At 35.1% G+C, this 14,558-nt stretch carries 14 protein-coding genes; 6 read left to right on the top strand and 8 right to left on the bottom strand.

The window, feature by feature from the left end; all coding sequences use genetic code 11:
* Window positions 1–5: 5 nt before the first annotated feature.
* Window positions 6–146: a hypothetical protein gene (locus tag DI487_RS16040; RefSeq protein WP_170108189.1), complete on the top strand. Its 141-nt coding sequence runs from the start codon at window positions 6–8 to the stop codon at window positions 144–146.
* 49 nt (window positions 147–195) lie between these two features.
* Here the strand turns inward: DI487_RS16040 and clpX are convergent, their stop codons facing one another.
* The 8 genes from clpX to DI487_RS09150 form a co-directional block, all read right to left on the bottom strand.
* Window positions 196–1,428, bottom strand: coding sequence for an ATP-dependent Clp protease ATP-binding subunit ClpX (clpX, locus tag DI487_RS09185; protein ID WP_109569379.1), 1,233 nt, complete (start codon window positions 1,426–1,428; stop codon window positions 196–198).
* 94 nt (window positions 1,429–1,522) lie between these two features.
* The gene (clpP, locus tag DI487_RS09180) at window positions 1,523–2,197 is read right to left on the bottom strand and encodes an ATP-dependent Clp endopeptidase proteolytic subunit ClpP (RefSeq protein WP_109569378.1); all 675 of its coding nucleotides are present in this window, start codon (window positions 2,195–2,197) and stop codon (window positions 1,523–1,525) included.
* Between the two features lie 85 nt (window positions 2,198–2,282).
* Entirely contained in the window at window positions 2,283–3,608 is a 1,326-nt protein-coding gene (gene tig / locus DI487_RS09175; RefSeq protein ID WP_109569377.1) for a trigger factor, read from the bottom strand.
* A gap of 100 nt (window positions 3,609–3,708) precedes the next feature.
* The gene (locus tag DI487_RS09170) at window positions 3,709–4,053 is read right to left on the bottom strand and encodes a phage holin family protein (RefSeq protein ID WP_109569376.1); all 345 of its coding nucleotides are present in this window, start codon (window positions 4,051–4,053) and stop codon (window positions 3,709–3,711) included.
* Between the two features lie 116 nt (window positions 4,054–4,169).
* A complete protein-coding gene (locus DI487_RS09165; RefSeq protein WP_109570648.1) occupies window positions 4,170–5,765 on the bottom strand; it encodes a G-D-S-L family lipolytic protein in 1,596 nt (531 codons plus the stop codon).
* 23 nt (window positions 5,766–5,788) lie between these two features.
* Entirely contained in the window at window positions 5,789–7,051 is a 1,263-nt protein-coding gene (locus DI487_RS09160) for an OmpP1/FadL family transporter (protein ID WP_179948675.1), read from the bottom strand.
* A 116-nt stretch (window positions 7,052–7,167) separates the two neighbouring features.
* Window positions 7,168–7,932 (bottom strand): alpha/beta fold hydrolase, encoded by a 765-nt coding sequence (locus DI487_RS09155; protein ID WP_109569374.1) that lies wholly within the window; start codon window positions 7,930–7,932, stop codon window positions 7,168–7,170.
* 42 nt (window positions 7,933–7,974) lie between these two features.
* Complete coding sequence (locus tag DI487_RS09150; protein ID WP_109569373.1) at window positions 7,975–8,688, bottom strand: pyridoxine 5'-phosphate synthase; 714 nt, start codon at window positions 8,686–8,688, stop codon at window positions 7,975–7,977.
* Between the two features lie 90 nt (window positions 8,689–8,778).
* Here DI487_RS09150 and DI487_RS09145 point away from each other — a divergent pair, with 90 nt between their 5' ends.
* From DI487_RS09145 to bamA, 5 genes are all read left to right on the top strand, one after another.
* Entirely contained in the window at window positions 8,779–9,438 is a 660-nt protein-coding gene (locus DI487_RS09145) for a CBS domain-containing protein (protein WP_109569372.1), read from the top strand.
* Window positions 9,439–9,480: 42 nt separating this feature from the next.
* Complete coding sequence (locus tag DI487_RS09140; protein ID WP_109569371.1) at window positions 9,481–10,359, top strand: NAD kinase; 879 nt, start codon at window positions 9,481–9,483, stop codon at window positions 10,357–10,359.
* 105 nt (window positions 10,360–10,464) lie between these two features.
* Window positions 10,465–11,148 (top strand): type IX secretion system protein PorG, encoded by a 684-nt coding sequence (gene porG / locus DI487_RS09135; RefSeq protein ID WP_109569370.1) that lies wholly within the window; start codon window positions 10,465–10,467, stop codon window positions 11,146–11,148.
* Between the two features lie 2 nt (window positions 11,149–11,150).
* Window positions 11,151–11,891 (top strand): isoprenyl transferase, encoded by a 741-nt coding sequence (locus DI487_RS09130; RefSeq protein ID WP_109569369.1) that lies wholly within the window; start codon window positions 11,151–11,153, stop codon window positions 11,889–11,891.
* Window positions 11,824–14,541: an outer membrane protein assembly factor BamA gene (gene bamA / locus DI487_RS09125; protein ID WP_109569368.1), complete on the top strand. Its 2,718-nt coding sequence runs from the start codon at window positions 11,824–11,826 to the stop codon at window positions 14,539–14,541. Before DI487_RS09130 ends, bamA begins: the two co-directional genes overlap by 68 nt.
* Window positions 14,542–14,558 lie beyond the last annotated feature (17 nt).

Below are 14,558 nucleotides of genomic sequence, written 5' to 3'. Positions count from 1 at the left end.
ACAAAATGAAACGAAAATTAATTGCCTTATTCGCAATCTCAGGAACTATTTTAATTACTTCTTGTTCAAGTGGCTGGAGTTGTAAAGCCAGTTATTGTAAAAAAGATTCTACAACAAAAATGAAATCGGAGAAAGCTGAAGCATAGAAATTAAAAAGGGGAAGTTTAAAACTTCCCCTTTTTATTTCAATAATCTTTATGAAGCGGTTTTTAAACGCTGTAATAAATTTTTATTTAAACTATGTTCTGCGAACGTTTTTGTAACCACGAGTTCTTTCTCTGAAGAGCTAGGCAATTCAAACATTACATCTGTCAGAATAGCTTCGCACAGCGAACGTAACCCTCTGGCTCCTAATTTATATTCCAAGGCTTTGTCTACAATAAACTGTAACGCTTCCTCTTCAATTGAAAAATCAACATCATCCATTTCAAACAGTTTTTTGTACTGTTTTACTAAAGCATTTTTAGGCTCTGTCAAAATAGCTCTTAATGTTTTACCATCAAGTGGGTCCATGTGAGTCAGAACAGGCAAACGCCCTATGATTTCAGGTATCAAACCGAAGTCTTTCAAATCTTTGGGTACTACATATTGCAACAGATTGTCTTTATCAATAACATCAGTATTTTTTGAGGAACCGTATCCTACTGCCTGACGATTCAATCTTTTGGAAATAATACGTTCGATACCGTCAAAAGCACCTCCGGCTATGAACAGGATATTTTGCGTATTAACCTCAACAAATTTCTGATCTGGATGTTTTCTTCCTCCTTTAGGCGGCACATTAACTACTGTTCCTTCTAACAATTTTAATAATGCTTGCTGAACACCTTCTCCTGAAACGTCTCGTGTTATAGAAGGATTATCACTTTTTCGGGCTATTTTATCTATTTCATCTATAAAGACAATCCCACGTTCGGCTTTAGACACATCATAATCTGCTGCTTGTAACAGACGGGTTAAAATGCTTTCCACATCTTCCCCAACATATCCGGCTTCTGTTAAAACAGTTGCATCAACAATAGCCAACGGAACATTTAACATTTTAGCAATGGTTTTAGCTACTAATGTTTTTCCGGTTCCGGTTTGCCCCACCATAATAATGTTACTCTTTTCAATCTCCACCTCATCATCTAACTGCTTTTGCATTAAACGTTTATAGTGGTTATAAACAGCAACGCTCATCACTTTTTTTGTCTGATCCTGTCCGATGATGTATTCATCTAAAAAAGTCTTAATTTCTTTTGGTTTCAAGAGAACCAATTCAGCCATTAAATCACTTTTTCCACTTTGTTTTAACTCTTCTAAAACAATTCCATGCGCTTGTTCAATACAACGATCACAGATATGCGCATTAATCCCTGCGATCAATAAATTGGTTTCTGGCTTTTTTCTACCACAAAACGAACATTCTAATACTTCTTTAGCCATTTTTTTTAAGTCAAGGGTGAAAGGAAAAAGGTTAAGGCGAAAGGAAATGAAAAATACTCATTACCTCATACCGTTTACCAATATCCTAAAAAAATCATCTGGTTAATACTTCATCGATCATTCCGTATTCTTTTGCTTCGCTGGCAATCATCCAATAATCTCTGTCACTATCGTCATTTACCTTTTCAATAGTTTGTCCTGAATGTTTAGAAATAATCTCGTATAATTCTCCTTTTAATTTTAAAATCTCACGTGCTGTAATTTCGATATCTGATGCCTGTCCTTGCGCTCCTCCTAACGGTTGATGGATCATAACGCGAGAGTGTGGCAATGCACTTCTTTTTCCGGCTGCTCCGGCACATAACAATACCGCTCCCATTGAAGCTGCCATACCTGTACAAATAGTTGCTACATCCGGCTTAATGAACTGCATGGTATCATAAATACCTAAACCTGCATAAACACCACCTCCCGGAGAGTTTACATAAATCTGAATATCTTTGGAAGCATCCAAACTTTCCAAAAACAATAACTGCGCTTGTACAATATTAGCAATCTGATCGTCGATCCCCGTCCCTAAGAAAATGATTCTATCCATCATTAAACGAGAGAACACATCCAATTGCGTTACGTTTAACTGACGCTCTTCCATAATATAGGGAGTCATTCCTACAGGAGGTGTTACACGGCTCATAATTTTATCGTAATACAAGCTGTTTATCTTGTGATGCTTTGTAGCATACTTCTGAAATTCTTTACCAAAATTCATACTGAATTAAATTAAGGGTTTACAAAAAAATAAACGTCAAACATTAATGTTTGACGTTCAAAGATAATTATTTTTTACGAAAAAATTATTCTCCGTACATCTCTTTAATAAACTGATCGTAGTTTACTTTTTTAGATTTAGCTCCTACTTTTTCTTTGAATAGGTCTAACATCTTTTCGCTCATCACTTGTTCAGACAAACGTTTTACCTCTTCTTGATTTGAAAGCACACGCGCTACAATTCCTTCAACTTCTTCATCAGACGGATTTAGCTGACCAAATTGAGCCATTTGTTTTTTGATCAAATCTGCAGTATGTGCTTTTAAGTCTTCAAATTGAATTTGTAAATTATTATCTGCAATAATCTTGTTCTCGATCAACTGATAACGTAATCCTTTTTCTGATTTGCTATATTCTTCCTCTGCTTGTTCAATAGTTAACGGATTCTCTCCAACAGTTTGAATCCATTTTTTCAAGAATTCAGCAGGCAATTCGAATTTTGTGTTTTCAATTAGACTTTCAATAACATCATTCAAGAATTTTTGATCAGCTTGTTGTGCAAATTGTGCTTCAGCATCTTCTTTAATTTTTGCTTTTAATTCTTCAACAGACGTTACTTTTCCTTCTCCGAACAATTTATCGAAAAGTTCTTGATTCAATTCAGCTTTCTCTACTTCGTTAATCTCTTCGATTTTGAAATCAACACTGATATCTAAACCATGAACATCGTCATGAGATATTTTTAAATAATCCATTAGTTTGTGGTCATCATCAAAAAGCCCTTTAGTTGCTAAAGTCACTACATCTCCAACTTTTTTACCTACAAACTGTTTTGCTGTTTTCTTATCTTTAAAGATATCTAATGTAATATTTGCTGCATTATTAATGCCTTTTTCTTCATTAGAAAAAGTACCACGGATCGAGCTGTCTTCTGCAACTTTATCTTGAGGAACTAATTTTCCGTATTGTTTTTGAATACGCTCTACTTGTTCGTCTAACATTTTATCGTCTGCCTCGATATCGAACTTAGTCACTTTCGTTTTAGCTTCTAAATCAACTGTAAATTCCGGAGCAAGTCCTAATTCAAATTCAAAAGTAAAGTCATCTTTATCCCAATCAAAATCTTCGGTTACTTTAGGAAGCGGATTTCCTAAGATATCTATTTTTTCTTCTACTAAATAATCATTCAATGATGACTGTAATAATTTATTAACCTCATCAAACAATACTGATTTACCATATTGCTTTTGAATAAGGCTCATAGGCACTTGTCCTTTTCTAAATCCCGGGATATTAGCATTTTTTCTATAATCAGAAAGTACTTTTTCTACTTTGTCTGCATAATCTTCTTTTGAAATAGCTACTGTTACAATAGCATTTAATGCATCTACCTGCTCTTTTGAAATGTTCATTATGTTACTAATTTAATGTCATAAAATTTGGGTTGCAAAATTATAGAATTTTTACAACCCAAACAAGTTTTTAACCAATTGAATTTCAGTTTACTATTTTTTAGTTTTCCTCTACAAATATTTTATTGAGGATAGATTGTAAAACGGACAGAATGATACTAAAAAATAGTGCACTCCAGAATCCGGAAACATAAAAGCCTCCTACAAAATGTCCGGCTAATAAAATAATTACTGCATTAATCACAAATAAGAACAAGCCTAATGTCAGAACTGTTGCCGGAATTGTCAAAAGAACTAATACTGGTTTTACAAATACATTCAACAAGCCTAAAACGACAGCAACCACTAAAGCCGTTTGAATACTATTCACATTTATTCCCGGTAAAAAATGAGACAAAACCACAATTAAGACAGTGGTTATGATCAATTTAATAATTAGCTTCATCTTCTTAATCTTTATTAGTTATTTCCTTTTAAAACTGAAATTTAAAAAATAAAAAAGACACCAAAAAAATATTGGTGTCTTTTCTTAAAATAAAATATATAACCCAAATTTATTTTCTAGTTTGAGCCTACAATATGGATCCCCGGATAGTCATTCACATACTTCAACGGTAAATTTGCATTGTAGTATTGGTTGATCAAATTAATGATCGAATTCGTAATAACTGCATATCCTTTTGCATTCGGATGAACACCGTCTAAAGAAAACAATACTTCATTTTCAGTTTCAATACCACTAAAATAATCAGCAGTAAAAATCTGACCGGTTTCGATTCTCAATCCGTTTACTAACAAATTCATCATTGTATTCATATCTGCCACAGCCAAATCATTTGTATTAGCAATGGAAACAATCGTAGCATTGAAAGCATCAGTTGCCGCAGCTACTTTCGCTTTTTCATTAGCTGTTAACACCCATCTGTTTGCCATAGGATAAGAAACACCATTAATGTTTAACCCTAACGATGCTAAAGTTGCCGAAGCCCCTGAATTAACCGTACCGATAACTGAAGATGCCGGTAAAACTACTAAATCAGCAGTATTTGCCTGACGTGCTTTACCATAAGCCATTCCTATTTCATCAGCAATACTTGCCGGATACCCCTGCATTTGTAAAGCTCCGGAAATTTGAGCTGTTCTATCAGCTGCATCTGCATCATAAATTAAAATCGGATTAACTGCAACTGAGGAAAGCGGATTAATTCTATTAGGTTCGCCATAAGCAGTAAAAACTGCATCCAATGGTCCGTATAAATTTGCATTTAACAAATCAATATTAGACTGTCCTCCTAGAGCTGCTGGAGAAAGCGGAGCATAAGGAACTGTTGTAAAATAAGGGATTGATGTTACACTAGGAATTGTTGCTACCACCCCTTTAGCACCACCGGAAGTCAATGTATTCACAATTGTTGAATAAACATTTCCGAATACCATTGCATTTGTAATATCATTACCTCCGTAAGTTGAAGGATCCATATTTCCTGTTTCATTGTGATCTTCAGCCGGAGTCATTCCGTCATCTTGAGCACCACCGTTAGTTGCATATGCCAAAACATCATTAGAACCGATCCAATTTGTAAAGAAAGTCGGATCCATAGCCATTGCATCTGCTAAAACCGATGTACTAGAACTACTAGCCATTCTTACAAAATACGGATTAGCTGCCCCAATAGCAACTCCTGCGACATTCCCATATCCATTTGCTACTAAATGAAATGATTTTGCGCCCGGAACCCCCATATTATTATAAGGTCCTGCATGAATATCCGATACTTCTATTGTAGGCGTTCCTGTTATATTTTCCGGTCTTCCTTCAGAAGCATCAATTACCAATCTTGTCGAAGCAATCTGAACCCCTCCTAAAGTCAATCCTCCTAAATTATTTGCATCATCTCCGTAATAAGGCTGAGTAAAACTTCCACCTCCTACTAAAGCAAATTGTTGTGCCAGCATATTAGGATACGAATTCATCTGACCTGTTTTATAAACAGTACCGTCCATATAACCTGCAGTTAATGAATTACCTACTGCTACATACGATGTAAAATCAGCATTCCCAGAGGTGTAGTTAGCATCTACATCATTTTCAAACTCCGGCTCACATGAAGCAAAACCGGCAGCTAAAATCGCTAAGTATATAAATTTATTTTTCATTTTTTTCTTGTTTAAAATCAATATTAGAAACTATAAGTTACACCTAAACCAGGAGAAAACACCACTGATTTATAAGTACCTCCGAAAGACGGATTAGGTTGTCCTGAGATCGGATCTGTTGAATAATCGTATGAATTATCAATTTGATCGAAATGTAAGTACAAGAATGAGAAATCAACTCCGAATTTTTGGTTCAATTGATAAGTCAGACCTCCTGTAAAGCCCATAGAATCATTTCTAGGTGTTTCAGGAGCAAAGTACCCGTCTTGTACAGGACTTTGATCATGATACCATCCGGCTCTGAATGTAAATTTATCATTTGCCTCGTATTGAGTACCGATTCTGAATGTACTTGAATTTTTATAATTTCTAGGATTTAAAGACTCACTTCCGTTAGCAAATTTAACATCTAAAGCTTTATAAGTATCCCATAAAGTATAGTTGTAGTCAAAAGCCACCAACCATTTATCAGTAACTTCATAAGAGAACCCTACTGTTAACTCAGCCGGTAACGGAAGGTCTGCATTAAAAGTAGTATTTTGAAAACTAGGGTCATTAGTAGCAAAATCAGGCACATTATAGAAATTAGCATCTCCTCCACGAGCTTCCATCGTAATTTCAGAACGATAATTCATCCCTAAACGCATTTTATCGGTTGGATTAAACATGAAACCTAATGTATATCCCCAAGCTGTGATTCCTGAATCTTCAATTGTTAAATTAGTTCCTGTTCCATCAGCAGACTGAAAAGCCTGATTCATCGTAACATCTCTATTGAAAGTAACCTTCCCTATAGCATAGATTGGCCCACCACCAACGCTAAAGTGCTCTCCAAGACGAACTGAAATTGAAGGCTGAACAAAAATAGCTTGCAGATCAATATTATTTACGAGGTGCGCACCTTCCCATCCTTGATCCCATTCTACTGCACTACCATAAGGTGTATATACAGACAAACCTGCTGTTAACCAATCATTCAAACGATACGTGGCATAAACTTCTAATGGCGTTCCTACATTTGTCGTTGACGCAGTCCAATTATAGGTAGAATTTTGAAACTTAGTTTTAGCAACCAAAGCGTTAGCTCCTACAGATAAATTAAACTTATTTTCCAAATAAGCCATCCCCGCAGGATTAAAAAATGAAACCTCTGCACTATTAACTACAGCAACACCTGTATGCCCCATAGCCAACTGCTTTTGCCCTTGCATCGCTACTCTATATCCTCCTGCATAAACAGAAGTACCAGCCAGTGCTAAAAGCGCTAAAGAAAGTAATTTTCTCATAATTCTGATTTGTTAGTTTTTTTCGAATAAAAATTTCTACAATTCAAAATTATAACAAAATATGGAATATGCAATTTTTTACGCAAAAATATTATGAACGCATAATATTTTTATCCTTATTTTTCCAAATACTCAAAAACAAAGTCATAAAACAATTCCGGATTTTCCGCATGTAGCCAATGCCCTGCACCTTCAATTGTTTTTAGTTGCATCAATGGGAATTGTTCTTTAATACGTTCTACGTCTGAATCTAAAATATAATTCGAAACCGACCCCCTTACAAACAAACAAGGTCTAGCAAAATGTAAAGTAGTCGGAAGTCCTTGCCCTATGTTTTCTATTTTTTTATTAAAGACCTCTAAATTAAATCTAAAGGCTAATTGCCCGGGCTCTTTCCAATACAAACTTTTTAGTAAAAACTGCTTCGTCCCGAAATCATTGATATATTGGGATAAAATATTATCTACCTCCTGACGCGATGGTTTTAAACTGAAATCCACAGCATTAAGCGCTGCTAATATTTGTTGATGATGTGGCGGATAATATTTAGGTCCGATATCTGCTATTATCAATTTCTCAACTAGATCCGGGTTTTTACAAGCCAGTTGCATGGCAATTTTACCTCCCATAGAATGACCTAACAACACTATACTATCAAGTTGATGGAAACGACAATATTCCAACACATCCTGAGCCATAACCTCATAATCAAACACTTCTGAGTGAAAACTTCTACCATGGTTGCGCATATCAAGCAAATGTACCTGATATCCTAATTCGGAAAATTTAAGTCCTAACGTTTTCCAATTGTCAGACATTCCTAAAAAACCGTGAAGGATTAAGAAAGGCTTCCCGCTTCCTTCTATTTTTGAATACAACATTCTCTTAAATTTTTTTCTTAAACTATAGCCAGTTCTCTATTATTATTTTAATCGTTGTAAATACATATTCACTACATTTTCTAACCCTAAATAAATTGATTCGGAAATCAATGCGTGTCCAATAGAAACCTCTAACAATCCCGGAATATTTTCTTTAAAAAACTTTGTATTCTCCAAATTTAAATCATGTCCGGCATTAATTCCTAAGTCCAACTCATTTGCCTTGATCGCCGCTTTCACATAAGGATCGATCCCTTTTAAATTACCTAAACCGTATTCATGCGCATAACTTTCCGTATACAATTCAATTCTATCCGTTCCGGTTGCTTTAGCACCTTCAATCATTTCCTCTATCGGATCTACAAAAACAGACGTCCGTATTCCATTCCGCTTAAACTCATTGATAACTTCAACCAAAAAGCCTTTGTGTTTAATCGTATCCCAACCCGCATTTGATGTTATAGCATCGTCTGCATCAGGAACTAATGTAACCTGAGTAGGTTTTATTTCTAAAACCAGATCTATAAATTTTGCTACCGGATTGCCTTCAATATTATACTCTGTATATACAACATCTTTTAGGTCCCGGGCATCCTGATATCTGATATGCCGCTCATCCGGTCTTGGATGAACCGTTACTCCCTGAGCTCCGAACTTCTGCACATCCTTCGCTACCTGCAACAAATCCGGCACATTACCCCCTCTTGAGTTCCTTAAAGTTGCTATTTTATTGATATTAACTGATAACTTTGTCATGTTTTTATTTTATTTTTACAAAAATACAAAGTATGCCTCGCTTAAATGCTCTTTTTTGATTAATTTGCATGAAATTTTGGTTACCTATATATGAATCCACTCTTAGAATACCTTAACAACTCCATAAAACCCCTTAAAAGCTCTCAGTCATTAAAAGAAGCCGAAGAGTTATTTTATGAATTATCTTATTCCCACTTCCCGGTAACTGAGAACAACATATATATAGGAGTGATCAACAGAGAGAGTGCAGAGATAGGTTCAGCAGAAACTATTATTTCAGACAAACGATACGATTTCGATCGTTTTTATGTTCGCACTAATATGAACTGGTTGGACGTATTAGAAGTTTTTGCTAAAAACGAAACCAATTTAGTACCGGTTTTAGATGAAAAGAACCAATATGCCGGCTATTATGAATTAGAAGACGTTATTCGCTTTTTACACGAAACGCCTTTTCTTAAAGAGAACGGAGGAATTTTAGTTGTCAAAAAAGAAGCAAATGCTTTTTCAATGAGTCAAATTGCTCAAATTGTAGAAAGCAACAACGGTAAGCTTTTAGGCTTGTTCGTTTCTAAAACAGACGGACATTTTGTTGAAATTACACTAAAGATAAGCCAAACCGGATTAAATGAAATCATTCAAACCTTTAGAAGGTATGAGTATGAAATTATTTCGGAGCACCAAGAGGATTCTTATCTAAAAAACCTGAAAGATCGATCGGATTATTTAGACAAATACCTAAATATTTGATATTATTGCAAGCGAAAAAACACTAAGCATTATAACTCAGCTATGAAAATCGCGATTTACGGTCAATATTACCAGAACAACACAGAGGAAATTGTCTCCAAAGTCATTACTATTCTTAAAAAGAATGATTTTGAAGTATTCATAGAAAAAACATTTGCTGAAAATCTTTCAACTATCTCTACCAAAGAGTATAAAACATTTTCATGTCACGAAGAATTAGATGAAAGCACGGCTTTCCTAATCAGTATAGGAGGCGATGGCACTATTCTCAGAGCAGTGACCTATATTCGTAACAAAAACATTCCGATCGTCGGGATCAATTCCGGAAGGTTAGGTTTTTTAGCTACTGTTCAGATAGAAAACATAGAACTTTTCATCAATAAAATGATTCAAGGGAATTATACCATATCCCAAAGAACACTTTTAAGTTTAAGTTCAAAACCTATCAATCATGATTTAGACGATCTGAACTTTGCTTTGAACGAAGTTAGTGTTTCCAGAAAAGATACCACTTCCATGATTACTATTGAAACGTATCTGGATAACGAATACCTTACCTCTTATTGGGCTGACGGCCTGATCATCTCTACTCCTACAGGTTCAACCGGCTATTCTCTAAGTTGTGGCGGCCCGATTTTAACCCCTGAAGTCAAAAGTCTCGTAATAAACCCCATAGCACCACACAACCTGAATGCCAGACCATTAGTAATTCCAGATAATACTGAAATCAAACTAAAAGTATCCGGAAGGGAAAATGAGTATTTAGTTTCATTAGACTCCCGCATTACTTCTGTAAATAACGAGACCGTTCTTTACGTTAAAAAATCTGATTTTTCGATACAATTAGTTGAATTTCCAGAGGAAGGTTTTCTTAAAACCATAAGAAAAAAACTGTTGTGGGGAGAAGACCGAAGAAATTAGTTGCTTAAAAATATAACATTTTGAATTTTTTACGTTTAAAATAAAAATTTCCTTTACATAATGGTAAAGAAATCTATATTGTTATATTTGCAAACTGTTTAAAAAATGAAGCGCTTATTTTTTTACATATTAGTAGTATTAGGATTAAACCTATCATATAGTCAGATCAATGAATTAGGAGTATTTGTTGGTGGTGTTAACTATATAGGTGATGTAGGTCCTACAGATTATATTTCCCCTAACAATCCGGCCATTGGTTTAATTTACAAATGGAATAGAAGTCCCAGACATGCTTTCCGATTTGGTTTTACCACCGGTAAACTTGAATCTAAAGACATTGACAGCGATGTTCCGAGCCGCTATCTGAGAGGTTACAGTTTTGAGAACAACGTTATGGAATTCTCTGCGGGACTGGAATTTAATTTTTTCGAGTTTGACTTACACGAATCGGGTTTCTTAATGACACCTTATGTTTCATCCGGAATTAATTATTTTATTTACAAAGAATTATATATTTTAAACGATAAAAGCGAAGTAGACTATAGAGACAGTACTTTTGCTATACCAATGGTTGTAGGGCTCAAAGCTCGTTTAACAGAAAGTATCATTTTAGGTTTTGAAGTAGGAGCTCGTTATACTTTCACTGATAACTTAGACGGTAGTAACCCTAAAAATGACAATTTTGAAACGTTGCGTTTCGGTAATTTAAACAGTAATGACTGGTATGTCTTTACAGGTTTTACCTTAACCTATACCTTTGGTCAGAATCCTTGTTTTTGTGTAGAATAATTATGAGTTTATTAGAACAAATAGATACAAACAATTTACCCAAGCACCTGGCCATCATCATGGACGGTAACGGGCGCTGGGCAAAACAAAGAGGACTTCTGAGAACTTTAGGGCACGAAAGCGGCACTAAATCGGTAAGAACAACTGTTGAGACTTGCGCTAAACTGGGGATCGAAAACCTTACATTATATGCTTTCTCTACTGAAAACTGGAACAGACCCAAATTTGAAGTAGATACATTAATGAAGCTTTTAATCTCTTCTCTTAAAAAAGAATTAAAAACTTTATCAAAAAACAACGTCAGGTTAAATGCTATAGGAAATTTAACAAATTTACCAACAAAAGTTCAAACCGAACTACAGGAGGTTATTGCTAAAACTGCTGATAATTCAAGACTTACCTTAACTTTAGCTTTAAGCTATGGCTCCAGAGAAGAACTTGTTCAGGCTGTTAAAAAAATTAGTGATAAAGTTAAAAATAATATAATTTCTTCTGACGCTATTGACGAAACAATTATTAATCAGCATCTTTACACGCATAATTTGCCAGATGTAGACTTAGTAATAAGAACCAGTGGCGAACACAGAATCAGTAATTTTTTACTTTGGCAGATTGCATACGCTGAATTTTATTTCACGAATGTTTTATGGCCCGATTTTAAAGAAGAAAATTTATATGAAGCCATCATTAGCTATCAAAAACGAGAAAGAAGATTTGGAAAAACAAGTGAACAAATTTCATAATAACAAAATGTTTAAAAAGAGGATAAAATTACTATTTACCTTTATCGTTTTAGGAAATTTCGGTGCCTTAGTGGCTCAGGAAACAAAATTAGAAAGCGGAAAAGAATATATTTTAGCGGATGTTGAAGTAAGCGGTAAAAGTCAATATAGTGAGCAAACCGTTGTGACTTTCACCGGATTGGAAAAAGGGCAAAAAATCATGGTTCCGGGAGAAGACATCAGTACTGCTATTAAGAAATTATGGAAACTTGGTCTTTTCAATGATGTTGCATTCTATATCAATAAAGTTGAAGGCGACAGCATTTATCTTGACCTTCACCTAAATGAACTTCCGAAACTTTCGGATGTAAAAATCCAAGGAGTAAAGAAAGGAAAAGCTGAAGAACTTATCAAAGATACCGATCTTAAGAAAGGAAAGATCGTTAACGAAAATTTGTTGACTACAACAAAGAACTATATCGAAAACAAATACAAAAAAGACGGATATTACAACGCTAAAGTTAACATTAACACTATTCAGGACACCATAGATTCGCAAGTGAAAATGGTTGTTGGTATTGATAAAGGCGATAAAGTAAAAGTAAAATCTATTGATTTCAGCGGGAACAATGAAATATCTGACCGAAAACTAAGAAGAGCTTTTAAAAATACAAAGCAAAAAAATCCGATACGTATCTTTAAACGATCTAAATATATTAAAGACAAATACAAAGAGGATTTGGTTTCTGTTATTGATAAATACAAAGAAAACGGATTCCGCGATGCCAGAGTTGTTTCAGACACTGTCTCTTACAACAAAGAGAAAGACATGATCGCTATCAAGGTAAATTTAGAAGAAGGAAAAAAATATTATTTCGGTAACATTCGCTACATCGGAAACACTGTTTATACGGAAAATCAATTGAATCGTATTTTAGGTATCAAAAAAGGAGATGTGTATAATGGTGTTTTACTTCAGAAACGTATTGCCGACCAATCTAAACCAGATGGCGAGGACTTAACAAACCTTTACCAAAATAACGGTTATTTGTTCTCAAGCATCAATCCGGTTGAAGTAAAAACATACAATGACACCATCGATTTTGAAATCAGAATTACGGAAGGTCCTATTGCTTACTTCAATAAAATCACCGTTGTAGGTAATGACAAGACTAATGATCGTGTGATCTATCGTGAACTTAGAACAAAACCGGGAGAAAAATACAGCAAAGAATTATTGATACGCTCTATTCGTGAGATCGGACAATTAGGTTTCTTCGATGCTGAAGCCATTAAACCTGAATTTAAAAACGTAGACCCTCAAGCGGGTACGGTAGATATTGAATATAGTGTTGTAGAAAAAGGATCAAGCCAGGTTGAATTACAAGGGGGTTATGGTAGTGGTAGTTTTATAGGTACTTTAGGGCTTTCATTCAACAACTTCTCTATGCGAAACATCTTTAAAAAAGACGCTTACAAACCACTTCCTATGGGAGACGGACAAAAGTTAGCTTTGCGTTTACAAGGAAGTTCCTATTTCAGAACGTATAGTTTATCTTTCTCAGAACCATGGTTAGGAGGAAAAAAACCAATTAACTTTTCGACCTCTATTTCTCACAGTAGACAATACTCTTATAACTATTCTACAAGTAACGTTGATAAAAGTCAAAGCTTTAGTATCACTTCATTAACGGTTGGTTTAGCTAAAAGATTGAAAGTACCGGATGATTACTTTGTGTTATCTCAAAGTGTTTCTTTCCAATATTATGCCTTGAGCAATTATTACACCGGATTATTTACTTTCGGAGACGGTTCATCAAGAAACTTAACATATACTGTTGCCCTATCGCGTAACAGTAAAGGATTTAACCCTATCTACCCGACTTACGGTTCTGAATTTACAATCAGTGGTAAATTTACACCACCTTATTCATTATTCAACGGTGTAGATTATGCTAACCTTGGCGACAAAGAAGAGAACAAACAAAGAAATACAGGTGATAGTTATTTTAACGATAACGGTAACTGGGTTCCTTCCGGATCTTATCTTGATTCAAACGGTGATGCCGTAGCAACATATCAACAGGCTGCAACCGATCAGGGAAAAGTAGATCAGATAAAATTCAACTGGTTAGAATACTATAAAATCAAAGTGAAAGCGGATCTATATACTACAATATACGACAAGTTAGTTTTAAGAACTCTCGGTGAATTCGGATTTATGGGTGCCTATAATCAAGACAGAGGCTTGGTTCCTTTTGAGCGTTTTTACTTAGGTGGTGACGGTATGGCAAACTACTCCCTTGACGGTAGAGAAAACATTCAGTTACGAGGTTATCAAAACAACTCTCTTTCGCCTATAAACAGTAGTGGAAGTCAGATTGGGGCAACTGTTTACAACAAGTTCTCCATGGAATTGCGTTATCCGATCACTTTGAGTGGAGCGGCTTCAATTTATGGTCTGACCTTCTTAGAAGCCGGTGCTGCATTTGCTGACTTCAGCTCATACAATCCTTTCACAGTACAACGTTCAGCTGGATTCGGATTACGTGTATTCATGCCGGCATTCGGTCTATTAGGAATTGACTTCGGACACGGATTTGATGCTGTACCGGGATCAACAACTAAAAGTGGTTGGCAAACACACTTTATTATTGGACAACAATTTTAACAATTTGACGTTTTTAG

The sequence above is a fragment of the Flavobacterium sediminis genome, assembly GCF_003148385.1.
GTDB lineage: Bacteria > Bacteroidota > Bacteroidia > Flavobacteriales > Flavobacteriaceae > Flavobacterium > Flavobacterium sediminis.
This window is presented reverse-complemented; position numbering and strand designations above follow the sequence as displayed.

What these genes read in the sequence shown, in the direction of transcription:
- DI487_RS09140 (WP_109569371.1), top strand. Translation starts at nt 9,481, where the DNA reads ATGAAAATCGCGATTTACGGTCAATATTACCAGAACAACACAGAGGAA.
- clpX (WP_109569379.1), bottom strand. Translation starts at nt 1,428, where the DNA reads ATGGCTAAAGAAGTATTAGAATGTTCGTTTTGTGGTAGAAAAAAGCCA.
- DI487_RS09130 (WP_109569369.1), top strand. Translation starts at nt 11,151, where the DNA reads ATGAGTTTATTAGAACAAATAGATACAAACAATTTACCCAAGCACCTG.
- DI487_RS09150 (WP_109569373.1), bottom strand. Translation starts at nt 8,688, where the DNA reads ATGACAAAGTTATCAGTTAATATCAATAAAATAGCAACTTTAAGGAAC.
- DI487_RS09160 (WP_179948675.1), bottom strand. Translation starts at nt 7,051, where the DNA reads ATGAGAAAATTACTTTCTTTAGCGCTTTTAGCACTGGCTGGTACTTCT.
- clpP (WP_109569378.1), bottom strand. Translation starts at nt 2,197, where the DNA reads ATGAATTTTGGTAAAGAATTTCAGAAGTATGCTACAAAGCATCACAAG.
- DI487_RS16040 (WP_170108189.1), top strand. Translation starts at nt 6, where the DNA reads ATGAAACGAAAATTAATTGCCTTATTCGCAATCTCAGGAACTATTTTA.
- DI487_RS09155 (WP_109569374.1), bottom strand. Translation starts at nt 7,932, where the DNA reads ATGTTGTATTCAAAAATAGAAGGAAGCGGGAAGCCTTTCTTAATCCTT.
- tig (WP_109569377.1), bottom strand. Translation starts at nt 3,608, where the DNA reads ATGAACATTTCAAAAGAGCAGGTAGATGCATTAAATGCTATTGTAACA.
- porG (WP_109569370.1), top strand. Translation starts at nt 10,465, where the DNA reads ATGAAGCGCTTATTTTTTTACATATTAGTAGTATTAGGATTAAACCTA.
- DI487_RS09145 (WP_109569372.1), top strand. Translation starts at nt 8,779, where the DNA reads ATGAATCCACTCTTAGAATACCTTAACAACTCCATAAAACCCCTTAAA.
- DI487_RS09165 (WP_109570648.1), bottom strand. Translation starts at nt 5,765, where the DNA reads ATGAAAAATAAATTTATATACTTAGCGATTTTAGCTGCCGGTTTTGCT.
- DI487_RS09170 (WP_109569376.1), bottom strand. Translation starts at nt 4,053, where the DNA reads ATGAAGCTAATTATTAAATTGATCATAACCACTGTCTTAATTGTGGTT.
- bamA (WP_109569368.1), top strand. Translation starts at nt 11,824, where the DNA reads ATGAAGCCATCATTAGCTATCAAAAACGAGAAAGAAGATTTGGAAAAA.